The sequence below is a fragment of the Mesonia sp. K4-1 genome, from assembly GCF_008017825.1.
Taxonomy (GTDB): domain Bacteria; phylum Bacteroidota; class Bacteroidia; order Flavobacteriales; family Flavobacteriaceae; genus Mesonia.
On sequence record NZ_VRLS01000086.1, the window covers coordinates 204,864 to 229,487 of the forward strand.

At 31.9% G+C, this 24,624-nt stretch carries 24 protein-coding genes; 16 read left to right on the forward strand and 8 right to left on the reverse strand.

The window, feature by feature from the left end; genetic code table 11:
* Positions 1-98 precede the first annotated feature (98 nt).
* The 5 genes from FT986_RS13165 to FT986_RS13185 all read left to right on the forward strand — a co-directional run bounded on the left by FT986_RS13165 (position 99) and on the right by FT986_RS13185 (position 3,777).
* Positions 99-314 carry a hypothetical protein gene (locus FT986_RS13165; RefSeq protein WP_147865451.1) on the forward strand — a complete coding sequence of 72 codons (216 nt, stop codon included), beginning with the start codon at positions 99-101 and terminating at the stop codon, positions 312-314.
* A gap of 316 nt (positions 315-630) precedes the next feature.
* Positions 631-855 (forward strand): hypothetical protein, encoded by a 225-nt coding sequence (locus tag FT986_RS13170; protein WP_111540948.1) that lies wholly within the window; start codon positions 631-633, stop codon positions 853-855.
* A gap of 40 nt (positions 856-895) precedes the next feature.
* Positions 896-1,705 carry an MbnP family protein gene (locus FT986_RS13175; RefSeq protein WP_147865452.1) on the forward strand — a complete coding sequence of 270 codons (810 nt, stop codon included), beginning with the start codon at positions 896-898 and terminating at the stop codon, positions 1,703-1,705.
* A 52-nt stretch (positions 1,706-1,757) separates the two neighbouring features.
* Positions 1,758-2,798, forward strand: a complete 1,041-nt coding sequence (locus FT986_RS13180) for a cytochrome-c peroxidase (RefSeq protein WP_147865453.1) — start codon at positions 1,758-1,760, stop codon at positions 2,796-2,798.
* Positions 2,776-3,777 (forward strand): transporter, encoded by a 1,002-nt coding sequence (locus FT986_RS13185; RefSeq protein WP_370451185.1) that lies wholly within the window; start codon positions 2,776-2,778, stop codon positions 3,775-3,777. The genes FT986_RS13180 and FT986_RS13185 overlap by 23 nt, the downstream gene beginning before the upstream one ends.
* A 23-nt stretch (positions 3,778-3,800) precedes the next feature.
* On the opposite strand, the gene FT986_RS13190 is transcribed toward FT986_RS13185, so the two are convergent.
* On the reverse strand, positions 3,801-4,412 hold the full coding sequence (locus FT986_RS13190; RefSeq protein ID WP_147865454.1) for an ACP phosphodiesterase: 612 nt from the start codon (positions 4,410-4,412) through the stop codon (positions 3,801-3,803).
* Positions 4,413-4,507: 95 nt separating this feature from the next.
* Between FT986_RS13190 and glmM the strand changes: the two genes are divergently transcribed.
* A complete protein-coding gene (gene glmM / locus FT986_RS13195; RefSeq protein WP_147865455.1) occupies positions 4,508-5,896 on the forward strand; it encodes a phosphoglucosamine mutase in 1,389 nt (462 codons plus the stop codon).
* An 84-nt stretch (positions 5,897-5,980) separates the two neighbouring features.
* On the opposite strand, the gene FT986_RS13200 is transcribed toward glmM, so the two are convergent.
* Positions 5,981-6,862 (reverse strand): lysophospholipid acyltransferase family protein, encoded by an 882-nt coding sequence (locus tag FT986_RS13200; protein WP_147865456.1) that lies wholly within the window; start codon positions 6,860-6,862, stop codon positions 5,981-5,983.
* Between the two features lie 185 nt (positions 6,863-7,047).
* On the opposite strand from FT986_RS13200, the gene FT986_RS13205 reads away from it, so the two are divergent.
* Positions 7,048-7,695 carry a rhomboid family intramembrane serine protease gene (locus tag FT986_RS13205; RefSeq protein WP_147865457.1) on the forward strand — a complete coding sequence of 216 codons (648 nt, stop codon included), beginning with the start codon at positions 7,048-7,050 and terminating at the stop codon, positions 7,693-7,695.
* 50 nt (positions 7,696-7,745) lie between these two features.
* A complete protein-coding gene (locus FT986_RS13210) occupies positions 7,746-8,438 on the forward strand; it encodes an SIMPL domain-containing protein (protein ID WP_255505974.1) in 693 nt (230 codons plus the stop codon).
* Positions 8,439-8,517: 79 nt separating this feature from the next.
* Here FT986_RS13210 and FT986_RS13215 read toward each other — a convergent pair whose 3' ends face one another.
* Positions 8,518-9,636 (reverse strand): TlpA disulfide reductase family protein, encoded by a 1,119-nt coding sequence (locus FT986_RS13215; protein WP_147865459.1) that lies wholly within the window; start codon positions 9,634-9,636, stop codon positions 8,518-8,520.
* Positions 9,637-9,779: 143 nt separating this feature from the next.
* On the opposite strand from FT986_RS13215, the gene FT986_RS13220 reads away from it, so the two are divergent.
* Positions 9,780-12,146 carry a GAF domain-containing protein gene (locus FT986_RS13220; protein WP_147865460.1) on the forward strand — a complete coding sequence of 789 codons (2,367 nt, stop codon included), beginning with the start codon at positions 9,780-9,782 and terminating at the stop codon, positions 12,144-12,146.
* A gap of 49 nt (positions 12,147-12,195) precedes the next feature.
* Here the strand turns inward: FT986_RS13220 and FT986_RS13225 are convergent, their stop codons facing one another.
* Positions 12,196-13,380, reverse strand: a complete 1,185-nt coding sequence (locus tag FT986_RS13225) for a Pycsar system effector family protein (RefSeq protein ID WP_147865461.1) — start codon at positions 13,378-13,380, stop codon at positions 12,196-12,198.
* A 55-nt stretch (positions 13,381-13,435) separates the two neighbouring features.
* On the opposite strand from FT986_RS13225, the gene FT986_RS13230 reads away from it, so the two are divergent.
* Together FT986_RS13230 and FT986_RS13235 are read left to right on the forward strand one after the other, a co-directional pair.
* Positions 13,436-17,167, forward strand: a complete 3,732-nt coding sequence (locus FT986_RS13230) for a metallophosphoesterase (protein WP_147865462.1) — start codon at positions 13,436-13,438, stop codon at positions 17,165-17,167.
* Between the two features lie 95 nt (positions 17,168-17,262).
* A complete protein-coding gene (locus FT986_RS13235) occupies positions 17,263-17,814 on the forward strand; it encodes a GNAT family N-acetyltransferase (protein WP_147865463.1) in 552 nt (183 codons plus the stop codon).
* A 43-nt stretch (positions 17,815-17,857) separates the two neighbouring features.
* On the opposite strand, the gene FT986_RS13240 is transcribed toward FT986_RS13235, so the two are convergent.
* The 4 genes from FT986_RS13240 to dnaN all read right to left on the reverse strand — a co-directional run bounded on the left by FT986_RS13240 (position 17,858) and on the right by dnaN (position 20,971).
* Complete coding sequence (locus tag FT986_RS13240; protein WP_147865464.1) at positions 17,858-18,766, reverse strand: mechanosensitive ion channel family protein; 909 nt, start codon at positions 18,764-18,766, stop codon at positions 17,858-17,860.
* Between the two features lie 12 nt (positions 18,767-18,778).
* Positions 18,779-19,276, reverse strand: a complete 498-nt coding sequence (locus FT986_RS13245; RefSeq protein ID WP_111540962.1) for a Dps family protein — start codon at positions 19,274-19,276, stop codon at positions 18,779-18,781.
* A 103-nt stretch (positions 19,277-19,379) separates the two neighbouring features.
* Entirely contained in the window at positions 19,380-19,688 is a 309-nt protein-coding gene (locus FT986_RS13250) for a phosphoribosylpyrophosphate synthetase (protein WP_111540963.1), read from the reverse strand.
* 164 nt (positions 19,689-19,852) lie between these two features.
* The gene (gene dnaN, locus FT986_RS13255; RefSeq protein ID WP_147865465.1) at positions 19,853-20,971 is read right to left on the reverse strand and encodes a DNA polymerase III subunit beta; all 1,119 of its coding nucleotides are present in this window, start codon (positions 20,969-20,971) and stop codon (positions 19,853-19,855) included.
* A gap of 205 nt (positions 20,972-21,176) precedes the next feature.
* Here dnaN and pyrR point away from each other — a divergent pair, with 205 nt between their 5' ends.
* The 5 genes from pyrR to pdxH are packed head-to-tail and all read left to right on the forward strand — an operon-like array spanning position 21,177 to position 24,621.
* Positions 21,177-21,716, forward strand: a complete 540-nt coding sequence (pyrR, locus tag FT986_RS13260; RefSeq protein WP_147865466.1) for a bifunctional pyr operon transcriptional regulator/uracil phosphoribosyltransferase PyrR — start codon at positions 21,177-21,179, stop codon at positions 21,714-21,716.
* A 5-nt stretch (positions 21,717-21,721) separates the two neighbouring features.
* Positions 21,722-22,645, forward strand: a complete 924-nt coding sequence (locus tag FT986_RS13265; protein WP_147865467.1) for an aspartate carbamoyltransferase catalytic subunit — start codon at positions 21,722-21,724, stop codon at positions 22,643-22,645.
* Positions 22,646-22,650: 5 nt separating this feature from the next.
* The gene (locus FT986_RS13270; protein WP_147865468.1) at positions 22,651-22,989 is read left to right on the forward strand and encodes a ribonuclease Z; all 339 of its coding nucleotides are present in this window, start codon (positions 22,651-22,653) and stop codon (positions 22,987-22,989) included.
* An 18-nt stretch (positions 22,990-23,007) separates the two neighbouring features.
* On the forward strand, positions 23,008-23,916 hold the full coding sequence (locus FT986_RS13275; protein ID WP_147865469.1) for a ribonuclease Z: 909 nt from the start codon (positions 23,008-23,010) through the stop codon (positions 23,914-23,916).
* A gap of 60 nt (positions 23,917-23,976) precedes the next feature.
* Positions 23,977-24,621 (forward strand): pyridoxamine 5'-phosphate oxidase, encoded by a 645-nt coding sequence (gene pdxH, locus FT986_RS13280; RefSeq protein WP_147865470.1) that lies wholly within the window; start codon positions 23,977-23,979, stop codon positions 24,619-24,621.
* The last annotated feature ends 3 nt before the right edge of the window (positions 24,622-24,624 follow it).

The following is a 24,624-nucleotide window of genomic DNA, read 5'->3' on the forward strand; positions in this document are numbered from 1 at the left end:
CATTTTTGGATTACGCGTTCAATTATGATTATATCGCAAAAGTTTTGTGCATTAATAAAGACAAGCCAAAGTTAAAATGTAACGGTAAATGTTACTTAATGCAACAGCTGGCTAAAAATGCCGAAGAAGATTCTTCAAAAGAAAATTTACCCAAAAAAGTAGAATTTCAATTGTTGTTTTTTCAAGATAGTAGGTTGCTAGAATTTGAAGTTTTACCGCAACCTGTAAATAAACAATCTTCAACTTTATGGGTGTCACAGTCTTATAAGAAACGTTATATAGACGCCCTTTTTAGACCTCCAATTTTCGCTTAATTCTATTGTATTCGCTTTAAATTTATTTTAATAGATAAGGATTGTTTTTCTAACCTATTGTTTTCTATGTAATTATATAATAGAAAATACATTTATAGCGCTTAGCTTTTCCGTTTAACGGAAGAGAAGACTGATGTTATTATAGAAATAAGCCACCATACTATTGAAATATCTATTTTATATATTTTCTTTTTTAATCTTATTTAAACCTGCTTTCCCTGTCATAGAATACTTAGTTAATTATGACTATATAAGGAAAGTATTGTGTATCAATAAAGATAAGCCACAATTACAATGTGACGGAAAATGCTACCTGATGAAACAGTTGGCAAAAAATGCTAGTGACGAACGAGATAAAGATAAAACCGAGCGAAGAAATAAGGTGGAAACTCCTTTTGTTTTTGTTTTAAAAGAAGAAAATATACTCCCAATTATTGAAGAAGTAGAAAGTCACGAAAAATTTACTTTCTACCAGAATTTTTACAAAAAAACCATTCATTTTAAGTTATTAAGGCCTCCCATGTATGTTTTGAATTCTTAAAAAGAAAACAAAAAATACATTTAATTTAAACTATACAAAAATGAAATTAATACACATAAAATTATCCATATTAGTTGCCGCTTTTATAAGTTTAACTTCTTGTTCATCAGACGATGATAACACTTCTGATGCACTAACAGGTGAAAACAATGTAAGTCTTGAGTTTGATAATAGTATGAATGGAGATGACCTTATTTTAGGAACATCAACTTATACCAATTCAAACGACGAAACTTTAACCATTAATAGACTTAATTACATTGTAAGCAATTTTGTACTTATTGATGAAGAGGGAAATGAGTTTATTTATCCTAAAGATGAGAGCTATTTTGTAATAAGTGAAGAAAATGCACTTAATGAAGTAGTGCTTACCAATATCCCAGCAGGAAAATATGTTCAAATGAGATTTGGAGTAGGTGTCGATCAAGAGAAATACCAACAAGGAGCTGAAGGACAAGGAGATTTTTTACAGATTGCTGAAGAAAACAATATGATGTGGGCTTGGCAAGCAGGATACAAATTCTTGAATTTTGAAGGTACATTCACTGCGCCATCTATTGCTAGCAGTACAGACTTTAAAATACATATGGGAAGTCATGGAAACACTTTAGATAATTATAAAGAAGTAACGGTAAACCTTCCGTCTACAGCAATGGTTAGTGATGAAATGATTCCGCTTATACACCTTGAGGTTGATGCTAATCAAATTTTAGATGGGGAGCATAAAATATATTTATCAGAAGCTCCTGTAGTGATGGTAGATGAGGTTAAATCACCTCAAATTGCAGAAAACACCTCTACGATGTTCGAAGTACACCACGTACATAACGGAGAAGGCGGACACCATTAATTAATTTTTCTCACCCAAGATTTACTTTGGGTGAGAAAATTATTTCTTTATTATGAAGAAAATATGTCTATTTCTATTAAGCATGTTTTTATTGGCATGCTCAAACGATGATACAAGTTATGTTGCTGTAAACAAGAAGTTGTCATTAGAAATTCCTTTTAATTTTCCCAATTTAACTTACAATCTAGACCCAAACCCTCTTACTGAAAAGGGGTTTGAATTAGGAAAAAAATTATTTTATGACGGAAATCTCTCGGCTAACGGATTTATCTCTTGTGGTTTTTGCCACGAGCAACGTTTTGCGTTTACACATCATGAACATCAATTTAGCCACGGTATAAATGATTTGGAAGGTACCAGAAATGCTCCTCCAATTCAAAATGCCGCATTTATGAAAGAGTTTACTTGGGACGGAGCCACTTCTCATTTAGATCTTTTTCCTATTATACCCATTACCAATGAGGTAGAAATGGGAGAAACACTTACCAATGTGATGGCCAAATTGCAAGCGAACCAAGAGTATCAAAAGCTTTTTTTAGAGGCATTTGAAAATGGGGAAGTGAATAATGAAAACTTTTTTAAAGCCCTCTCTCAGTTTATGGTGATGATGGTTTCTTCTAATTCAAAATATGATAAATATGTAAGGAGAGAAGATGATATTTCCTTTACGGAAGAAGAAACTTATGGGCATCAAGTTTTTAAACAAAAATGTGCCTCTTGTCATAAAACCGATTTATTTACAGATGATGCTTTTAGAAATAACGGTCTACCAGCATATCCAGGAATCAATGACGTAGGCAGAGCTGAAGTTACTGGAAGTGCTTCAGATAATTATAAATTTAAAGTGCCAAGCTTAAGAAATGTAGAGGTAACAAAACCTTATATGCACGACGGAAGGTTTGGAAGTTTAAAATCTGTACTCGATTTTTATGACAGTGGAGTGCAAGACTCAGAAACTTTAGATCCTATTTTAAAACAAAATGAGAGGTTGGGAATAGCGTTAAGCGAAGAAGAAAAAGAAGTCTTAATTGCTTTTTTGCTAACCCTAACCGATAATGAATATTTAAACGATGAAAGATTTGCAGAATATTAAATTTAGTTTTTTTATCCTTTTTTTAGGTTTTACACTATCCTTATGGTCTAAGCCACTAGAAAAAGTAGAAGATACTTTACCAACTACTTCTCAAAGACAGGTGTATTTTTTTGAGGATTGCGATGTATGTGGTTGTAGTGGTAATGGAGGAAGTATGGGATATGGCGGTAATTTAACCGATAATTTTATAGGAGTACGTTACTTAAAGCAATCCTATAAATCTAGAGATGGAATTTTTAACAATTCTCCTTGGGTAGATGAAAATTTCAATACGCTACAATTGTGGTCTAAAATACCAGTTACTGAAAAGATAAGTGTCCATGCAATTGTGCCTTATCATTTTCATGATCGTGAGTTCAAAGACAATTCAACTGAAAAAATTAACGGAATAGGAGATATATCGGTATTAGCATTTTATAAACTTATACAAACCAATAAAGATTCTCTAATGTTAAATCCCGATAAACTTGCACATACGTTAAGAGTTGGAGGAGGAGTAAAAGCACCTACAGGAAATTATGAAAAAGACAATAACGCCGGGAGTGTAAACCCTAGCTTTCAAGTAGGGACAGGAAGTTGGGATTATACAGTTGGTCTAGATTACAATTTGGGGTATAGAACGTACGGAGCAAATGTGTTATTAAATTACACTTTTAAAACTGAAAACGATTTAAATTACCATTTTGGAAATCAGACCAATTATGGATTAAGCTTTTTTGGATCTTTCAATAGTCAGAATGCTGTTTCTATTTCACCAAGTTTAGGAATTGCAGGAGAGATTTTTGAAGAAAATGAACAATATGGTGAAGCGGTAGTCAACACTAAAGGAGATGTGCTTTTCTCACAATTGGGTATACATACTACTTATAAAAAATGGTCAGTTGGTGCTAATGTCATGTTACCAATTCATCAAAACCTCAATAGTGGTTTGGTAGAGGTAAATTATAGAACCGCTGTTTATGTCAATTTTTCAATTTAATACTTAAAGCCTCAATACTTATTTTAGTTTGGGGCTTTATCATAAAGTTGATCAATAAGGCTTAACTCTTTTTTACTGTATGCTATTAATTCCGTAAAGAATAAAGAAAACTCATGTTCTAGTTCTTCATAAAATTCTTCTAACTCAACTATAGATTCGTGTAAAGGAACACGATGTTTAATACGATGATTCATTTGTGCTAATATGCCCTCAATTCCGTTTATGGAAGTATAACTTAATAACCAGTTTTGTTCTACCATATAAGGATAAAAACGTTGCACATTTTTAGGTAAGATTTCAAAATGAGTTTGAAGTAATTCATAAAAAGAATTTACGTAATCACTCAACGGAATGTTAGAGTAAGATTTCCAATTTTTAGCCAGAAAATGATCGTAAATCACATCCATTAATACCGTATTATAATGACCGTATTTTTCAAAAAAACGATGAGCACTTTTAAAAACAATAGGATGCGAATCTGTAAAACTATCTATTTTTCGATGTAATAAAATACCTTTTTGCATTTCTACAGGTAGGCTTTTATATTTTTTTCCTTTAATAGAATCGGCTGCAAAATTTCCTATTTGCACTAAATCTCGGTCCTGAGAAAGGTAGATGTGAGCTAAAAAATTCATGGTTCTAAAGTAAGCTTAATAATAACTTTAAACAAGGCTTTTGCGGCAGATGTATTTTGCACTTATATTTGTAATCTAATTAAATCAATCATTGTATGACATTAATCAAATCAATATCAGGAATTAGAGGAACCATTGGCGGGAATGTAGGAGATAATTTAACCCCAATAGATGCAGTTAAATTTGCTTCGGCATACGGTACTTGGATTAAGCAGCAAACCAATAAAGACCAATATCGAGTTGTGGTAGGAAGAGATGCGAGAATTTCTGGTGAGATGATTCAGCAATTGGTAATGAATACTTTGGTAGGTTTGGGAATACACGTTATAGATTTAGGACTTTCTACAACACCAACGGTAGAAATGGCTGTGCCAATGGAGCATGCCGATGGCGGAATTATTTTAACCGCAAGTCATAACCCTAAACAATGGAATGCTTTAAAACTATTAGACCAAAAAGGAGAATTTCTTAACGGAAAAGAAGGAGCTAAAATTTTAGAAATCGCAGAAAGTAATTCTATCGCTTTCGCGGAAGTAGATGATCTTGGTAAAATTAGTGTAAACGATGCTTACATAGATTTACACATAGAAGAAATCTTAGACCTAGATTTAGTCGATGCTGAAGCTGTAAAAAATGCAAAACTAAAAGTGGTGGTAGATGGCGTTAACTCTACAGGAGGTATTGCTATCCCTAGAATTTTAGAAGAATTGGGAGTTGAGGTAGTAAAACTTTATTGTGAACCCACAGGTGATTTTCCTCATAACCCAGAACCTTTAAAAGAACACTTGGGAGACATTTGCGAGCTAGTAGTAAAAGAAAATGCCGATTTAGGGATTGTGGTAGATCCAGATGTAGATCGTCTCGCTTTTATAGATGAAAAAGGAAATATGTTTGGAGAAGAATACACTTTAGTCGCTGTAGCCGATTATATTTTAGGTAAAAAAGGAGGGAATACTGTAAGTAACCTTTCTTCTTCACGTGCTTTGAGAGACGTAACCGAAAAACATGGAGGTTCTTACCAAGCTAGCGCTGTAGGAGAAGTGAATGTGGTGCAACTTATGAAAGATACCGACGCAATTATTGGTGGTGAAGGAAACGGAGGAATCATCCTGCCAGAACTGCATTATGGTAGAGATAGTCTAGTGGGAGTAGCTTTATTCTTAACCTATTTGGCAGAAAAAGATATGACGGTTTCGGCCTTACGAGAAACCTATCCTGCTTATTTTATGAGTAAAAATAAAATAGAGCTTACGCCGGAATTAGATGTAGATCGTATTTTAGAAGAAATGGCCACAAAATATGCTTCTGAAGAGGTTTCTACAGTAGATGGTGTTAAAATTGATTTTCCTGAAAACTGGGTGCATTTGAGAAAATCTAACACAGAGCCTATTATAAGAATTTATACCGAAGCTAAATCTCAAGATGAAGCTACGCAGTTAGCAGATAAAATTATTGCAGAAATAAAAGCTATTGCAGGATTGTAATAAATTAGCAAACATAATCTATAAAAATGCCCATCATATCGTTTTGATAGATGGGCATTTTGTTTTTTATATTTTAAGTAAACCTTAAAAATCTTTCTTTTGATGTTTCCAACGTTTGTGCGTCCAAAGGTAAAATTCAGGTTGGTTTCTAATTTGCTTTTCTAACTCATTGAAGAACGAAGTAGTGATTTCAAAATCTTCTGTTTCTTTTGGGTTTTCCGCTAAGGGAAGAAGTGTAGCTTCATAAAAACCACGTTTTACTTTTTCTACTTTTAAATATAAAACAGCAAAATCTAATTTTTTTGCCATCGCTTCCGAACCATTAAAAACCGGAGTTTCTGTTCCCATAAAGTTAGTCCAATTTTTAACAGTATTCTTTTTAGGAGATTGATCGGAAATCATATAATAAGTAGAAGAAATTGCATCTCTCTTATTTCTAAGCATCGTCGGGATTGCTTCTCTGCTGCTAATTAAGGTGGCACCTAAATTGGCACGAATATCTTTAATTAACTTATTAAAATATTGGTTTTTTATCTTTTTATAAATCGCATAACCTTTATTTTTGGTCTTGTAAAAATTAATGGCTGTAGCCCATTCGTAGCTAGCGTAATGACCACACATTATTATAATCCCGGCAGATTGTTCTTCTAAACGTTGGAGCTCTTCAATATTTTTATAGACAAATCTTTCTTTTAATTGTTTTTTAGAAATAGATAAAGTTTTTATCATTTCTAAAAACATATCGCACATATGGTGATAGAAAGCTTTTTCAATTTTCTTTAACTCTTCAGTAGATTTGTGAGGGAAACATAACTCTAAATTGCCTCTCACCACTTTTTTTCGATACCCAATTAAATAGTAAACAACCACATATATAAAGTCAGAAAACAGATAAAATAAAGGAAAGGGTAGTTTTGAGACTAACCACAATAAGGGATAAGCGATATAAAAAACAAATTTGCGCATAGTAAAAATTATGTGCAAATATAAAACTTAAATCTAAAATTTTATTTGTAACACCAGTTAGTTTTTCTAGATAATACAAACCAAATTCCATTAAATTTTATGTCATAAAAGCTTAGGTAATCTTAGGATTAGAAATAGGCTTTCTGTAAAGTTATAGTATATTTGAATAGTAATAAATATAACTTATGGGAGATATAGAAATCATCACTTTAGTGATTATAGCGATTAACTCAATCGTTTCATTTAAAGGTTTTAACGATCAAGTTTTCTTTGAAGAATATAAATTTGATATTGGGCGAATTAAGGCGGGAGAAAAAATACGTTTTTTTACATCGGGATTTTTACATGTAGATATTACACATTTATTTGTAAATATGTTGACTTTATATTTTTTTGCAAATGTGGTGATCTACAATATGGGAGCTGCTCAATTTCTTATAATTTATTTAGGTAGTTTATTATTAGGGAATCTCTTAGCTTATTTCTTTCACAAAGACGAACCTTTTTATACTGCTGTTGGTGCAAGTGGAGCAGTTATGGGAGTATTATACTCCGCTATTTTATTACAGCCCGATATGATGCTAGGCTTATTTTTTATTATTCCTATTCCTGCCTATGTATTTGGGATAGGTTATTTATTATATACTATTTACGGAATGAAAAATAGACAAGATAATATTGGTCACGACGCTCATTTTGGAGGCGCTATGGGAGGTTATTTTATTACATTATTACTTTCTCCTTGGATATTTACCGAGCACTTAATGATGGTTTTTTTGTTACTTATACCAATTGTGACTTTATTTATTCTGAAAAAAACTGATAAAATTTAAAATTTGGTATTCTTCTTGAAAGCTAATTAACAAACAGAAAAATAAAAACTATGAAAAAACTAATTTTTAGTATTTTAATGCTAGCAGCTGCAACAACATTTGCACAAACAGAACCAACTGGTGTTTTGGTAGTAGGAGAAGGAACTGTTATGGCAGCTCCAGACGAAGTGAACTTAAACATTAGAGTGGAACACGAAGGGAACAGTGCAGAAGAGGTGAAAAATGCGGTGGACAAGGATGTAAGAAACGTCTTCAAGTTTTTAAAGAAAAGCGGAATTGATGACAAGTATATTCGTACCGAATATTTAAATGTAAATAAGAACTATCAATACCAAACGAAAACCTACAATTATGTAGCCAACCAAGCGATATCAATTAAATTGAAAGATCTAAATAAATATGAAAAAGTGATTTCTGGTTTATTGGCAACAGGTATTAATAGAATAGACGGAATTCAATTTGGCGCTTCTAATATAGAACAACTTAAAACTCAAGCTAGAAAAAAAGCCATGCAAAACGCTAAAGCTAAAGCGGAATTATATGTAAATGAATTAAATTCTAAACTAGGATCTGTAGCTTATATTTCAGAAGTTGGTTCCTCTCAACCATATCCAGTAGCTTATAAGTCTATGGCGATGGACAGTGCAGAAAGCGGTGGAGGAGAATTTCCAAGTATTGCTACTGGAGAGATGGAAGTTAAAGTAAAAGTGAACGTAAGGTTTCATATTCTTTCCCAGTCATAAGAACCACAATACAGTTACCATAATAAAATAAAAAATCCCCGTTGAAGAACGGGGATTTTTATTTTTTTTAAAATTAAGCTTAGTCTAATAACTCAGCAATTTTATCATCTAGCATTTTACCTCTTAAATTTTTGGCTATAATCGTTCCGTTCTCATCTAAAATAAACGTAGAAGGAATAGATCTTACTTTATAAAGCTTAGCAATAGGCTCATTCCAATATTCTAGGTTAGATACATGTTGCCAAGTTAATTTATCATCTTCTATAGCTTTTAACCATTTATCTTTTTGTGATGCCTTATCTAAAGAAACACCAATAATATTTAAACCTTTATCGTGGTATTCATTATAAAGTTTTACCACATTAGGATTTTCAATTCTACAAGGCTTACACCAAGAAGCCCAAAAGTCTATAATAGTAATTTTTCCTAACGCATCATTTAAAGAAAGATCCTTTCCTTCAGGAGTTTTTGCGGTGAAGTTAGGCGCTTTAGATCCGATAGAAATATCTTTGTTAGCATCTAAATATTGCTGAATCTTTTTCCCAGAAGGTGAGTTTTTTGCTTTTTCAGATAAAGAATTATATAAAGCTTGTTTATCTGCATTAGGATTAATATTCATTCCAATCATATCAGAAAGAACTAAAATAGAAACCAATGAGTTAGGATTATCTTTTATAAGCTTTTCTCTATATTCATTTTCTTGCTTGGTTAATCTAGCTCTTTCTTCTTGAAGAGATTGAGCCATTTGAGGATCATTTCTTAGATTAGGATCTCTAAATTTTTTCCCCAATTCATTTGCTTTTTCTCCTTGTTCTCCAATAAAAGTTAAATAATCAGATAACAATTGCTGATTTTTACCACCTTTTAATTTAGAGTTTCTTAAACTGTCTTTATAGATTGTAGCGTCTATCTTTTCATTTTCATTAATAAATAAAACATTTCCCTGAACGTTTCCCTCTAAGCTAAGAATACTTAAGGTTTGATAATCTGCTTCTTCAAGATCAAAACTAAAATTCCCATTTTTTACAGTTGCAGTATCAACGGCTTTAGGAGCACCTTCATCAGTCATAGCAGAATAGTATACTTTTGTACCATCTTGGACATCAATTTTAGCCGTTAAAACAGGCTTTGTATCAGTTTCATTTTGACAAGCTACAAGCGTGGTTAAAGCTATAGTTAAAACTAGAAATTTTTTCATTTGATTATATAATTTGATTTCTTGCAAAAATAATTAACTTGCTTTAGATAACGGGCAGTTTAAGCTAAAATATTGTTAATTTAAAGTATTTTGTTTTACTTTATATGGGAGTAAGCTTAATTTGTTAAATCAATATTGTATAGATGAAAAATAAGTCAGAAGATTTACCATTTAGAATAAAAGTAAGCTTCCAAAAAGTGATAGAAGCTTACAAGGAAAGGTATAAAACAGAAGATAAAAAATTAGCAAAAAAATATTTAGAAGATTTATTAGAGTACATACAAGAGTTTCCAGAATTAAGTGACGGTATAGAAAATGTAGAAGACATAGAAAAATATGATGAACCTATACAAATTCTATTAGATGATATATTTCCAAACGTACTTACTAATAATGAAATAAAAGCAGCGACTGTTCCTAAATATGATATTGTATTAAGTCAAACCAATCGCTTTAAAGAGATTATTAATAATGCAGGGGAGGGTTTTGAGTTTAGAATACGAAACTTTGAAGATGAATTTGACTATATAAGGGGATGTCTATTAATACTTAAAAATTTCTATAAATATGATATAGATTTTTCAAGACCTCTCTATTATGATATTCCAGAAAAAGGCGGAATTACAAAAAATTATAAGTTAGCTGTAAATGCAGATTTTGTGAGTTTTGAAAAAACAGAAACGGCATTAGATGTAACCGAAGAAGATGTAGATGTTTTAATACAAAATACAGACAATATTGAGTTGTGGAAAGAGAAATTCCCTCCTCATAGTTGGATATTTAAAGGCTTTATATTACTTAACCTAACAGATGTTACGGTAGACGATGGAATATCTGATTTAAAGACTGAACTTTTAAATAATAATGTTCCTGAAGATAAAAACATGGATGGAATGTTAGAGATATTTAGATCTATTTATAGGATTCCAGACTTAGAGATAGGTTTCACCATGTTTGAAGACACTCTACAAGAGTTCTATAACATGAAGAAAGGGTTAATTAAAAGCTATATCTTAGATAATAAATCTACATTTGATTGTAAAAATATACTTTGTGAATCTGCTTATGATACGCTAATCAATAAACAAAGCTATTTTGTCATTGCCAACGTAGAAAATTATGCAGAAAAAAACAGTGATGTTTTATTAGCGCAAAATTTATTAGCGAACAACGTAAAAAGTTGTATTCTAGCTCCAATTTCTAAAAATAACAATTTACTTGGTGTTTTAGAACTGGTTTCATTTAGAAAAAATGAACTCAACAATATAAATGCGATTAAGCTTGAAGATGTTCTTCCATATATTGTCACTGCCGTGGAAAGAAATAAAACTGACTTTGAGAATAGAGTAAAAGCGGTGATACAAAGTGAATGTACCTCGATACACCCAAGTGTGCTTTGGGTTTTTGAAGAAGAAGCCAAACGATTTATTGAAGATTTAGATTCAGATGGTGTTTCTTCCTTTAGAGATATTGCATTTAAAGACATTTATCCGTTATATGGGCAAATAGATATTGTAGGTTCTTCAGAAGAAAGGAATAATGCTATTCAAAAAGATCTTTTAAGTCAGTTAAATTCTATTTTAATCATCATAAATGAGGCTTACGATATTGAGCCTATTCCTATTTATGAACAAATGAAATTTAGAATTGAAGAATTCAGTAAAGATCTCAAGGAAAATCTTAACGCTTCTAGTGAGCAAAAAATTATAAATTTCATATACAAGGAGCTAAATCCGCTTATAGAACATTTAGAGCATAAATCTGAAAGTCTAAAAAGCAAAGTAGAGGAATACGAGAAAAATTTAGACCCTAAAACGGGAGTGATTTACGATCAACGAAAAAATTATGATGATACGGTACAAAGAATTAACCGTACACTATCTCGTTACTTAGATCGAAAACAAGCTGATGCTCAAAAAATATACCCTCATTATTTTGAAAGGTATAAAACAGATGGAGTAGATCATAATATGTATATAGGTAGTGATATGGTTAAAAATAAACCTTTTAGTGAGGTTTATTTATTTAACTTAAGACTTTGGCAATTACAAGTAATGTGCGAAATGGAAAATAGATTCTACAACGTACAAGAAAATATGCCTTTAAAGTTAGACGCTGCTTCGCTAATTCTTGTTTTTAGTTCTACTTTATCTATTAGGTATAGAATGGATGAGAAAAAGTTTGACGTAGATGGTACTTACAATGCGAGATATGAGATTATTAAAAAAAGAATAGATAAGGCCTATATTAAAGATACTGAAGAAAGAGTAACTCAAAAAGGTAAAATTGCCATTGTATATTCTCAAAAATCTGACGAAAGAGAGTATTTAAGATATATTAAATACCTTCAAAAGAAAAATTATTTAGGTGATCAATTAGAATTATTAGAGTTAGAAGATGTACAAGGAGTCGTAGGATTACGAGCGATAAGAATTAATGTCCTCTACAAATCTGATGATAAAGAAGAAAATATATCCTATGAAAATTTAATGAAAGAATTACATCATTAAAAAAAAAGCTCTTCGATTAAGAAGAGCTTTTTTATTTTATTATGTTGTTCTAAACAGACCAAAAGGCTATCACAAAACTAATAACCGATATAATGATTCCTGTCATAAATATGGTGTAAGTCCATCGTAATAGATTGTACTTTCTATTTAAAACAATACCTAGTAAGTACAAATCTTTTGTTAAGGCTTCATAGACATAATCTTTATCTTTCAAAATTTCGTCAATCGCCCATTTGTATTGATCGAATGGCATTTTATGAAAATTTCCGAAGAATAAAATATTCACGTCTCTATTTCTTACTTGCTCTTTTGTAAACTCGCCGCTAGTTACATTAGGTCGGGTAGACATAATGGATAGAATAATAGAAGCTACACTAAAACATACCAACACCAATATAGGCATCATCAAATGGCGATTAGATGCAGCATCTAGTTTAGGAATAATGTTAGCTAAAGCAAGCGAAATTATAATAGCATTTACAGAAAGTAGGATGTTTGCTTTGGTATCTGCAATATCACTTAATTTAATATGGTTCCTTAACGTAGTCCTATATAAAGTTTGGATACTCCTTTCGGGGTTATCGTTTTTATATTTCGCTTTAAATTTGGCTTTCGCTTTTTCTTTATCATACTTTTTAGAAAGTTTCTTCTGACTTTCCAAAATTGAAAGTAGATTTTCATCTTTCTTAGGTTTCCATTTCTCTATGGCGTAAGGAGTGTAATAGCGATGTTTTTGGGTAAAAAGTTTGATATTTTCTTCTACCCATTCATTCGTAGAAAAATTACGAATCTTCTGAATTTTTAGTTCCTGTCTTAAAAATTCACTAGTTTCCTCAAAATATTCTTTCGATAAATGTGAAGAATCTGCATCCTTAATAATTTTTTCAGGCAAGGTTTCAGGTATAGCCGACATTCTCGTTGTAGAGATGTATTTGACCACCATCTCTGTAATCTCTTTATCTACATTTTCTTCAGTTAAAAAGTCTTTAGCAATTCTTATGCTTTCTTCTTCATGACCTTCAGATTTAACCGTATAGCCAGTGTCATGAAGCCAAGCAGCAAGCAAAAGCGCTCGTTCTTCTTTAACATTTATTTCGGAATTTTCAATTAATTCTTTAGTACTTTTAACCACCCTTTGCGTGTGGTTATAGTTGTGATATATAAAAGTATTTGGTAGTTTTTCAGTAAATAATTGAAGAACAAATTTGTCTACTTTTTCTAAAATATCTGCCATAGGTTTATATTAAATGTCTTGCAAATTACAAAAAATCAAAGTTGATTTATTATTTATGAAGAAAAATAACATAGTTCTAACAATTATAGTTGCACTGGTCATGTTGGGTTGTGCTTCTTTCGAACCTAAGTATAAAGATGAAGATGCTCAAAAGGCGATTGTTTACCCTAATCAAAAAAAGTTAGAGCATCGTTTTTTTCTTTTAGGTGATGCAGGATATTCTCAAGCGGGTGGAACTTCTTTAGGAATCTTAGCATTTAAATCTATGTTAGATTCTATGCAATCTAAAAATTCGACTACTATATTTTTAGGAGATAATATCTATCCTGCAGGGATGCCTCCAAAAGGAGATCCGTTAAGGACGCAGTCAGAATATAGAATTGATGCCCAATTGGATGCTTTAGAAAATTACGATGGGAATATTATTTTTATTCCTGGTAATCATGATTGGTATGATGAAGGAATTAATGGTTTAGAAGAACAGAAAGATTATATAGAAAAGCATTTAAAGAAAAATAATGTATGGGCACCAAATTCGGGTTGCGGATTTGAAGTTAGAGATGTTTCTGAAGATTTAGCTATAATTATTATTGATTCTCAATGGTTCTTAGAAGATTGGGATGAAAATCCTACCATAAATGATAATTGTCCTGAGATAAAAACTCGTGAAGCAATGTTATTAGAATTTGCAAATGAGTTAAAGAAGAATGAAAACAAAAATGTCGTAGTAGCCTTACATCACCCTTTGTTTACCAATGGCGTACATGGAGGTAATTACCATTTAAATAGACACTTATATCCTTCTCAAAGAAAAATTCCTTTGCCTGTTTTAGGGTCTTTAGCTATGTTGATAAGAACCACGGGAGGAGTTTCCATCCAAGATGCACAAAACCAGCGTTACAAGAATATGGTAGATAGACTGTCTACCGCAGCGGCTGGATATGATAATGTAATCTTTGTGTCTGGTCACGAACATAATTTACAATACAATGTAGAAGGGAATATTCATCAAATTATCTCGGGATCTGGTTCTAAAGAATCTTATGCTAGCTTAAGAAACAACGGGGTTTTTGCTTATCCAGGACAGGGTTTTGCTGTTTATGATGTGTTCACCGATGGCTCAACGTGGGTTAAATTTTATAAAAGTGTTAATAATAAACCGGTGTTAATGTTTCAACAGGAAATATTTGAGCCTAAAAAAGAATTTGATTTCGTTCCTCTTATTTCCGATAAAATATATTCTCCTTATATCAAAGCTTCAATTTATGAACAAGAAGAAGCTGAAAAAGGAGAGGTTTACAAAAGTATTTTTGGGAATCAATATAGAAATCTTTACGGAAAAAAAATAAAAGCACCTGTTGCCTATCTAGACACTTTATATGGAGGTTTAGAAGTTATTCGAGCGGGAGGAGGTCACCAAACTAGATCTTTAAGATTAAAAGATAAAAAAGGTAGAGATTACAACCTTAGAGCACTTAAAAAAAGTGCTTTGCAGTTATTGCAAACTGTAGCGTTTAAAGATGAGGAAGTTGGAGAAGATTTTGAAAATACCTTAGCGGAAAAAGCGATTCAAGATTTTTATACTGCAGCACATCCCTATGCATTTATGGTAGTGCCAGATCTATCTGAAGCCATTAATATATATCATACTAATCCACAGATTTTTTATGTTCCTAAGCAACAAGCCTTAAAAGACTACAATGAAGACTATGGGGATGAGCTTTATATGTTGGTAGAAAGACCAGAAGAAGGTTGGATGGATTCCGATAAGTTTGGAAGCCCTAATGAAGATATAGAAAGTACTTCAGGTTTGTTTGAGCGTTTGCGAAGAGATGAAGAATATCATTTAGATGAAGCTACCTATATTAGGGCTAGAGTTTTTGATATGTTATTAGGAGATTGGGATAGGCACCAAGACCAATGGCGTTGGTCTGAATTTGAAGATGAAGAAGGAAATAAAACATTTAAGCCTATACCAAGAGATCGAGATCAAGTTTTTTCAAATTTTGATGGAGCTTTCTTTGCTACCTTAAGAGGAATATCAGGTTTTGGAAATCAATTTAGTACGTACGGCGAAAATATTGGCGATATCGAATGGTTTAACTCTTCGGTAGTAGGATTAGATAGAGCATTACTTCAGAATAAAGGAAAAGAAGAATGGTTAAAACAAGCAAAATATGTTCAAGAGAATATTACCGATGAAGTGATTGAAAAAGCTTTTTCTAAACTTCCAGAAGAAATTTTGGTTGAAGAATCTACAGCAAAATTAAAATCTGATTTAAAAGCGAGAAGAAGGAATATTGTGAATATAGCTGAAAAATACTATGATTACTTTGCTAAATTAGCCATCGTTACTGCGACAGATAAAGATGATTTTATAGATATTACAAGGCTAGGAGATGGTAGTACAAATATATCTATTTATCGAAATATAAAAGGAAATCGTAAATACGTGGTGAGTAACAAGACCTATTCAAAAAAGGAAACCAAAGAAATTTGGATTTATGGTTTAGATGATGATGATGTCTTTAATGTAGTAGGAGAGTCTAATCACTATATTCCAATTAAAATCATTGGAGGACAAAATAATGACATCTTTAAAATTAAAAATGGAAAAGGGGTCACCGTCTATGATTACGAATCTAAGCCAAATACGATAGACGAGATTGGGGATGCCAAACTAAGACTTACAGATAAATATGCGGTAAATATTTATAATAAAGATAAAAAAATATCTTCTTCAACTTCAGTTTTACCAGGATTTGGTTACAATCCAGATGATGGATTTAAAATAGGAGTACAAGCAGTACTCACCAATAATCGTTTCAACAGAAACCCTTTTACTTCTCAACATAAAGTAGGAATAGCATATTATTTTGCATACGATGGTTTTGATGTTAATTATGAAGGACAATTTGCAAACGCTATAGGCAACTTTAATTTTGCTGTTGAAGGACATTATACTAGCAATAATTATACAACTAACTTTTTTGGGTTTGGAAATGAGACTACCAATTTTGCTGAAAATGGATTGGCTTATGATTACAATCGCGTAAAAATAAATAAAATAGGTGTAGAGGCAGGACTAAAACAAGCGACACCATTTGGTAGTTATTTTGAGTATATGCTTTCTTTTGAAACTGTAAATTTAGAAGAATCTTCAAATAGGTATGTAACCGATTTATACAATGCCAATGATGATGAATTCTTTGAAAGAAAGTATTTTGCAGGAGCTCACGGTACGTATAAGTATGAAAGTTACGATGATGAAATAAACCCTACGAGGGGAATGGATTTTGAGTTTACCCTTGGCGGAAAAATAAACACTACAGAAACTAAAAATTCTTATGCATATATAAAACCACATTTAGAGTTTTATAATTCTATATCCAGAAATAGAAAATGGGTGATAAATACTCACGTAGATTCTCAAATAAATATAGGAAATGATTATGAGTTTTATCAAGCAGCTCAATTAGGAGGAGAAACGGGACTTAGAGGATATAGAAATGAAAGATTTTCAGGGCAAAGATCATTCTCAACCGGAGCAGATTTAAGATATAGTTTTAATCAATTTAAAACACGTTTCTTACCATTTCAAATAGGAGTGTTTGCTGGAGGAGATTTAGGTAGAGTCTGGATGGATGGAGAAGGTAGTGAACAATGGCACAGTGACTATGGTGGAGGTATATTTGTGAATAGCGCCCAATCTATCAATGGTAAATTTAATATGTTTAACGGAGAAGATGGCTGGCGTTTTAGTTTTGGATTCGGATTTAAATTCTAATTCCGTAAAGATAATTGAAGTGAATATTTTAATTTTTTTAATTCTCTGAACCGCTTCTGTTTATCTGATTTAAATGCAAATGTTAAAAAAATTTAATGGTTAATATTTATTCAGAAAGAGTTTTAATACGGCCTATTCATTCCAAAGATGCTTTAGAGGTTTTCTCGTATAGATCAAATTTTGAAGTGAATAAGTATCAAAACTGGATTCCTTCAACTACGGAAGAAGTGAATCGTTTTATTGATAAAAATCCAAATGCTTTCAATGAACCCCATACTTGGTTTCAGTTAGTGATAGAGAAAAAAGATACTCAAGAAGTAATAGGAGATATTGGAGTACATTTTGAAGACCCACAGAATCTTCAATGTGAGTTAGGATGTACGATAAATGAAAAATATCAGCATCAAGGCCTTGCATCAGAGGCCTTAAAAGCAGTGATTAATTACTTGTTTCACCATTTAAATAAGCACAGAGTCAAAGCTTCAGTAGATCCTAGAAATACAAAATCTATTCGGTTAATGGAACGCTTAAACTTTAGAAAAGAAGCGCATTTTAAAAAGAGCCTATATTTTCGTGACGCTTGGGTTGACGATGTTATATATGCGATTCTTCAAAAAGAATGGAAAGTAATTGAATTCAAAAAATAAAAAATCCGCATTTAGCGGATTTTTTATTTCAAATATTTTGAACTTATTCCTTTTGTGAAGAATTAATTGTAATCGCTTCAGATCTAAATTTATTTTTCCCAAAATCGAGCGTTCTAATTGGGAAAGGAATATTGATGTCTTCCTCGTTGTAAGCTTTTTTAATCGCAAGGATAGCTTTGTGTGTGTGAAGTAGAATATCTCTCTGTTTAGTTACATCTGCCCAGAATCTTACTACGTAATTTATAGAGCTATCACCAAAACTTTGATAAGCAAATTCTATTTGTTCACCATTATTTTGTTTGAATATTTTTGCAATAGCGTCGATAGTTATTTTTTCAACTTTTTCGAGGTCACTCTCATAACCTACCCCACAATTAACCATTATCCTAGATCTAGGGGTTCGACTAAAGTTTTTGAAAGAATCTTCGGCTATTTTGGAATTGGGAATAATTATATGATTATTATCCGATTGTTTGATAACAATATTTCGCAGATTAACTTCTAAAACTTCTCCAGCATATCCATTGGTTTCAATCCAATCACCAATTTGCAATTCGGGTAAGAAACTAAGAATAACTCCGCTAAAAGTATTATTTAAAGTTCCTTGTAAGGCAAGACCTACAGCAAGACCAATTACCCCAGCTGCACCTAAAATTGTGGTAAGTAGTTTATCTAGATTAAGAACGCTAAGCGCTATAAAAAAGCCTATTGCGATTATAATTAGATTAAATACTCTAGTAGTTATTCCTCTAACGGAATGCTGCATGTTTCTTCTTAATAATAATTTATCAAGAAACTTAGTTAGGTATTTAGCAACAAATACAAAACCGATAAAAACTAAAACAGCTAAAATAAAATTGGGTAGATTCAAGACAATAGAATCTACCCAATTAGATAATTTATCCCAAATTCCACTTATGGCTTTGGTAATATCAAATACTTCTTCTTTCATGAATATCTATGATTAAGACTTGATTTCTTTATGAGTGTCTTTTGTTTTCATAGACCAAGCATCTAACATCCAACTTGTTTTTTCTAATTCTCTAATATAAGCACCAATAAGATCTATAGTTCCTTCATCTCCGGCTTTATCTGCTGTTTCAACAACATTAGACATTTGTGAAAGAATCTTGCTGTGATCACCTAATAATTCTTTTACCATTTCTTTATCAGACTTATCTGAATTAGATTCTTTTAAGTTTGAAAGCTTTAGGTAATCAGAAAAATTACTGGTTGGTTCGTATCTTAAAGTTAATATTCTTTCTGCTATCTCATCTATTTTAAGCATAGCATCATCATACATTTCTTCAAATTTTTCATGTAAATAGAAAAAGCTTTGGCCAACAATATTCCAGTGATAATTTCTTAATTTTTGGTAATAAAGGTGGTAATCAGCTAGTAAAATATTTAACTGTTCTACCGTTTTATTTGTTGTTTCTTTATCGAGGTTTAAATACTTCATAATAGTTTTTGTTTATTATATATTTTATTTCAATACAAAAATACAATAGTTAATGGTTTTAATTTCTATTGAAAACTGACTTTAATATAATTTTAACCCGCGCTTAAGGTTGAGTAATACGTAATTTTTCAAGAATTTCTTTAGAAATTTGTCCGCTATAAGCACCATAAGCATCGGTGAGTAAGCCTTTCTTATTATTTGAGGTTGTTATAGCATATAAGATAGAATTATCATCAGGATTACTCATTCCTTCAAATCTTAATACTTTATCAACTTCAAATTCTTTTGCTGTAAATTTCTCTCTATCTTTTTTATTTTCTAGGTATTCATCAATGAGGTTAAAATCTAAAGTGTAACCTTCTTCTAATTTCAATTTATTGATAGCCTGAGATAATGTCCCGTAATCTTTCATGGTTAATTGGTTTTGTTTAGGTTCAATTTAATAGGAAACTCAGAAACTTTCAAGTTTTGTAATGGGTTTAGTATAAGTTTAACTCACTTAAGTATTTAAATAAAAAAACCCAACAATAAATGTTGGGTTTCGAGTGGTTATAAAATTGGTTGGTTAGTTGGGCATTAGCTATTAAGCATTACTGGCATTACTAGCATAGTTACTTTTTCGCCTTCATCTAAACCGTCTTTTGGAGTTAGAATACCAGCTCTATTAGGAAGGCTCATTTCTAATTGAACCTCGTTTGCGTTAAGGTTGTTAAGCATTTCGGTTAAGAAACGTGAGTTAAACCCAATTTGCATATCGTCACCTTGATAATCACAAGTTAAACGCTCTTCTGCTTTATTATTGTAATCGATATCTTCGGCTGAAATATTTAATTCAGCTCCTGCTATTTTAAGTTTTACTTGATGAGTAGTTTTATTAGAAAAAATAGAAACACGTCTTACAGAACTTAAAAATTGACTTCTATCTATTACTAATTTATTAGGGTTTTCTTTTGGGATAACAGCTTCGTAGTTAGGATATTTCCCATCAATTAACCTACAAATCAATTGAGTTTCATCAAAAGAAAATTTAGCGTTAGAGTCATTATATTCAATTAAAACATCACTATCGTTTCCTGCTAAAATAGCCTTTAATAAGGTTAAAGGTTTTTTAGGCATAATGTATTCTGCCGTTTGTGTAGCAGTAACATCTTCTCTCGTGTACTTAACTAATTTGTGAGCATCTGTCGCCACAAATGTTAAACCATCTGTAGAGAATTGAAAGAACACTCCGCTCATTACGGGTCTTAAATCATCGTTACCAGAAGCAAAAATAGTCTTGCTAATTGCGGTAGATAAAACCTCTGCAGGAACAATGGTTTTGCTAGGATCGTCTAATTCAACCGCATTTGGGAATTCTTCCCCATCAGCGTAAGCTAAAGCATATTTACCGTGACTAGAGCTTAATTCTAAAGTTCCATTTTCTTCAATAATAAAAGTAAGTGGTTGTTCAGGAAAAGTCTTTAAGGTATCTAAAAGTAATTTTGCAGGAACGGCTATTTTTCCGTTAGAATCAGAATCTACTTCTAAGACTGCAGACATGGTAGTCTCTAAATCTGAAGCAGAAACCTTAAGTTGGTTTTCATTTAATTCAAACAAAAAGTTATCTAAAATAGGTAACGTATTGCTGTTATTGATAACACCTCCTAAAATTTGAAGTTGTTTTAATAAATATGAACTTGATACTATAAATTTCATGTGAATGCAATTGAAAATTTAAAACATCTACAAATATATTTTATTAACTGAACAAATGCCATCATGCGCCCTATTTTTATTAACAGAAATACCCACAAATATTGTATAACTTTTAGAATTGAAAAATTGCACCTACTTATAGAACATTTAGAATAATATTTTTAATTACTTTTGCTTACTAGAATACCGAATTTCTTTCTTACACATGAGTCAAAAAATCTTACTTAACGCCAAAGAGATAGAAATTATCTTGCATAGGCTCGCCTGCCAATTGTTAGAAAAACACTTAGATTTTTCTGAAACAGTTCTTGTAGGTATTCAGCCAAGAGGTGTATTTTTAGCAGATAGAATTCAAAAGATATTAAAAGAAAGTTACGGTTTACCCGATGTAAAAGTTGGTAAGCTAGATATTACTTTTTACAGAGATGACTTTAGGAGAAGTGATAAGCCTCTAGAAGCTAATAAGACGAAGATAGAATTTTTGGTAGAAGATAAGCGAGTAGTATTTATAGACGACGTGCTTTATACAGGTAGAAGTATAAGAGCAGCTTTAACAGCTATACAATCTTTTGGACGTCCTAAAGAAATTGAATTGCTAACTCTTATCGATAGAAGATTTAGCAGACATTTACCCATCCAGTCTGATTATAACGGACGACAAGTAGATGCTATTAATGAAGAAAGGGTATTGGTAAACTGGACAGAAAACACTAGTGAAGACAGTGTTTACCTTGTAAAAAAATAAAATTTATGAGTGAATTAAGTGTAAACCACTTATTAGGAATTAAATATCTTAAAGCAGAAGATATAGACTTAATTTTTAAGACGGCAGATCATTTTAAAGAAGTGATTAACCGCCCCATAAAAAAAGTTCCTTCGCTTAGAGATATAACTATAGCCAATCTATTTTTTGAAAATAGTACCCGAACAAGACTTTCTTTTGAGTTGGCCGAAAAACGCTTAAGCGCAGATATCGTGAATTTTTCTGCGGCATCTTCTTCCGTAAAGAAAGGAGAAACACTTATAGATACCGTAAATAATATCCTATCTATGAAGGTAGATATGGTAGTAATGAGACATCCTAATCCAGGTGCTGCTGTATTTTTATCTCAACATGTAGATGCAAAAATAATAAACGCGGGAGACGGGGCTCACGAGCATCCTACCCAAGCATTATTAGACTCTTATTCTATAAGAGAAAAGTTAGGAGATGTAAAAGGTAAGAAAGTTGTGATTGTTGGTGATATTCTTCACAGTAGAGTGGCATTGAGTAATATTTTTGCACTTCAATTACAAGGTGCAGAAGTAAAAGTATGCGGACCAAAGACTTTAATTCCCAAACATATTGAAGAATTGGGAGTAGAGGTAGAAACTAACCTTATTAAAGCTTTAGAGTGGTGCGATGTGGCAAATATGTTACGTGTGCAAAATGAACGTATGGATATGACCTACTTCCCAAGCACTCGAGAGTACACACAACAATACGGAGTAAATAAAAAAATATTAGATCAATTAGGTAAAGAAATCGTAATTATGCATCCTGGTCCCATTAACAGAGGGGTTGAAATTACCAGTGATGTAGCTGATTCAAAAAATGCTATTATTCTAGACCAAGTTGAAAATGGAGTAGCCATTAGAATGGCAGTTATTTACCTCTTGGCATCCAAAATTTAATACCCATGAAATTAATAGAAAAAGATTTTTATATCATTGTGGAAGATGAAAAAGGTGATGTGAAACAATTTGCATCATTTTTGGAAAACACGGGTTATGAGAATATAAAAGATAAAAATGTAGTTGTAGATATCCAAAAATACGGAGAATTACAGTTACCTGAATTGCTTTCATTTTTATCACTTTCTAATAAGCATCGTTCTAGCAAACATTCTTTCGTATTGGTAAATAATACGATTATGATAGACGATGTGCCAGCTGAACTTATTGTGGTGCCAACCTTGTTAGAGGCAGCAGATATAATTCAGATGGAAGAAATAGAACGTGACTTAGAAGCGTTTTAAAACCTAAAATTTCCATTGATGGAAGTCACTATTCTCGGCTGTTATTCTGCCACTCCACGTACGTTCAATCATCCAACCTCTCAGGTTCTAAACATTGCTAATCACTTATTTTTAATTGATTGCGGAGAAGGTACACAGGTTGAGTTGAGAAGACATCGCATAAAATTTTCACGAATCAAACACGTATTTATTTCTCATCTACATGGGGATCATTTTTTTGGTCTTATCGGACTTATTTCCACTTTTAGCTTATTAGGCCGAGAAACTGATTTGCATATTTATGGCCCAAAGGGAATTAAAGAAATAATAACCCTTCAGTTAAAACTCTCTAAAGCTTGGACGAGTTACGGTTTATATTTTCATGAACTAACCAGCAAATCTCCCCAAGTAATTTTTGAAGATGATAAAGTGAGTGTAGAAACCATTCCGTTAGATCATCGAGTATATACCAATGGATTTCTGTTTAAAGAAAAAGAAGGAGATCGTAAATTACTAATGAATGAGGTGCTTAATTACGACATAGACAAAGCTTATTATAGAAGTATTAAAAAAGGGAAAGATGTAACGCTAGATGATGGCACAGTTATAGAAAATAAGTTACTTACAGGACCTCCGCCACCTATTAAAAGCTATGCATTTTGTAGTGATACATCTTACTTGCCTTCTATTATAGAGCAAATTAAAAAAGTTACAGCTTTGTACCACGAATCTACTTTTTTAGAATCTCACGTACATTTATGTAAATCTACCAAACACTCTACTGCAAAACAAGCAGCACAAATTGCCAGTCAAGCAGAAGCAAAACAACTCATATTAGGTCATTATTCCACTCGTTACGATAATATTAATTTATTTAAAGAAGAGGCAAAGGCTTGTTTTGAGAATGTGGTTTTAGCAGAAGATGGAAAAACTATTTCTTTCGATTAATTTATTGCTAAACTTTTAAAATTCTCTTTTTCCCTAAGCTAGATTCTTGTAAATTGCAGTATGGAAAAAGACTTGCAAAACTATCGTAAATCTTACGAAAAATCAGAACTCAGACTTAATCAACTTCATCGAGACCCTATTTTACTTTTTAAAGATTGGTTTATAGAAGTAGAAAAAGCACAATTAGTAGATGAAGTAAATGCTATGAATATAAGTACGGTTGGGGAAGACGGTTTTCCTAAAACGCGTATAGTATTGCTTAAAAAGTTTTCTAAAGATGGTTTTGTTTTTTACACTAACTATAAAAGTGAGAAAGGTTTAGCTATAGAAAAACACCCGAAAGTGTGTTTATCTTTTTTTTGGCCAGCAGCCGAAAGACAGGTTATTATTAAAGGAATTGTAGAAAAAACCCCACAAGAACAGTCGAGTAATTATTTTGCTTCTCGCCCTAAAGGCAGTCAAATGGGAGCAATTGTTTCTCCGCAAAGTCAGCCAATTCCTAATAGGGAGTTTTTAGAAGAAAAATTGAGCGAACTACAAAAAGAAGAAAGCGAACTTAAACGTCCAGAGCATTGGGGCGGTTATATTGTAAAACCTCAAGAAATGGAGTTTTGGCAAGGAAGAGCTAATAGGCTTCACGATAGGTTTTTATATACCTTAGATTCAAAAACTAATGATTGGAATATCGTTCGTTTAGCACCATAATTT

Coding starts and splice junctions, on each gene's coding strand:
- FT986_RS13165 (WP_147865451.1), top strand. CDS start 99: ATGCAACAGCTGGCTAAAAATGCCGAAGAAGATTCTTCAAAAGAAAAT.
- FT986_RS13185 (WP_370451185.1), top strand. CDS start 2,776: ATGAAAGATTTGCAGAATATTAAATTTAGTTTTTTTATCCTTTTTTTA.
- FT986_RS13235 (WP_147865463.1), top strand. CDS start 17,263: ATGGTTAATATTTATTCAGAAAGAGTTTTAATACGGCCTATTCATTCC.
- FT986_RS13230 (WP_147865462.1), top strand. CDS start 13,436: ATGAAGAAAAATAACATAGTTCTAACAATTATAGTTGCACTGGTCATG.
- FT986_RS13190 (WP_147865454.1), bottom strand. CDS start 4,412: ATGAATTTTTTAGCTCACATCTACCTTTCTCAGGACCGAGATTTAGTG.
- FT986_RS13210 (WP_255505974.1), top strand. CDS start 7,746: ATGAAAAAACTAATTTTTAGTATTTTAATGCTAGCAGCTGCAACAACA.
- FT986_RS13205 (WP_147865457.1), top strand. CDS start 7,048: ATGGGAGATATAGAAATCATCACTTTAGTGATTATAGCGATTAACTCA.
- FT986_RS13245 (WP_111540962.1), bottom strand. CDS start 19,276: ATGAAGTATTTAAACCTCGATAAAGAAACAACAAATAAAACGGTAGAA.
- FT986_RS13250 (WP_111540963.1), bottom strand. CDS start 19,688: ATGAAAGATTACGGGACATTATCTCAGGCTATCAATAAATTGAAATTA.
- FT986_RS13170 (WP_111540948.1), top strand. CDS start 631: ATGAAACAGTTGGCAAAAAATGCTAGTGACGAACGAGATAAAGATAAA.
- dnaN (WP_147865465.1), bottom strand. CDS start 20,971: ATGAAATTTATAGTATCAAGTTCATATTTATTAAAACAACTTCAAATT.
- FT986_RS13270 (WP_147865468.1), top strand. CDS start 22,651: ATGAAATTAATAGAAAAAGATTTTTATATCATTGTGGAAGATGAAAAA.
- FT986_RS13200 (WP_147865456.1), bottom strand. CDS start 6,862: ATGCGCAAATTTGTTTTTTATATCGCTTATCCCTTATTGTGGTTAGTC.
- FT986_RS13240 (WP_147865464.1), bottom strand. CDS start 18,766: ATGAAAGAAGAAGTATTTGATATTACCAAAGCCATAAGTGGAATTTGG.
- FT986_RS13215 (WP_147865459.1), bottom strand. CDS start 9,636: ATGAAAAAATTTCTAGTTTTAACTATAGCTTTAACCACGCTTGTAGCT.
- glmM (WP_147865455.1), top strand. CDS start 4,508: ATGACATTAATCAAATCAATATCAGGAATTAGAGGAACCATTGGCGGG.
- pdxH (WP_147865470.1), top strand. CDS start 23,977: ATGGAAAAAGACTTGCAAAACTATCGTAAATCTTACGAAAAATCAGAA.
- FT986_RS13275 (WP_147865469.1), top strand. CDS start 23,008: ATGGAAGTCACTATTCTCGGCTGTTATTCTGCCACTCCACGTACGTTC.
- FT986_RS13265 (WP_147865467.1), top strand. CDS start 21,722: ATGAGTGAATTAAGTGTAAACCACTTATTAGGAATTAAATATCTTAAA.
- pyrR (WP_147865466.1), top strand. CDS start 21,177: ATGAGTCAAAAAATCTTACTTAACGCCAAAGAGATAGAAATTATCTTG.
- FT986_RS13180 (WP_147865453.1), top strand. CDS start 1,758: ATGAAGAAAATATGTCTATTTCTATTAAGCATGTTTTTATTGGCATGC.
- FT986_RS13225 (WP_147865461.1), bottom strand. CDS start 13,380: ATGGCAGATATTTTAGAAAAAGTAGACAAATTTGTTCTTCAATTATTT.
- FT986_RS13175 (WP_147865452.1), top strand. CDS start 896: ATGAAATTAATACACATAAAATTATCCATATTAGTTGCCGCTTTTATA.
- FT986_RS13220 (WP_147865460.1), top strand. CDS start 9,780: ATGAAAAATAAGTCAGAAGATTTACCATTTAGAATAAAAGTAAGCTTC.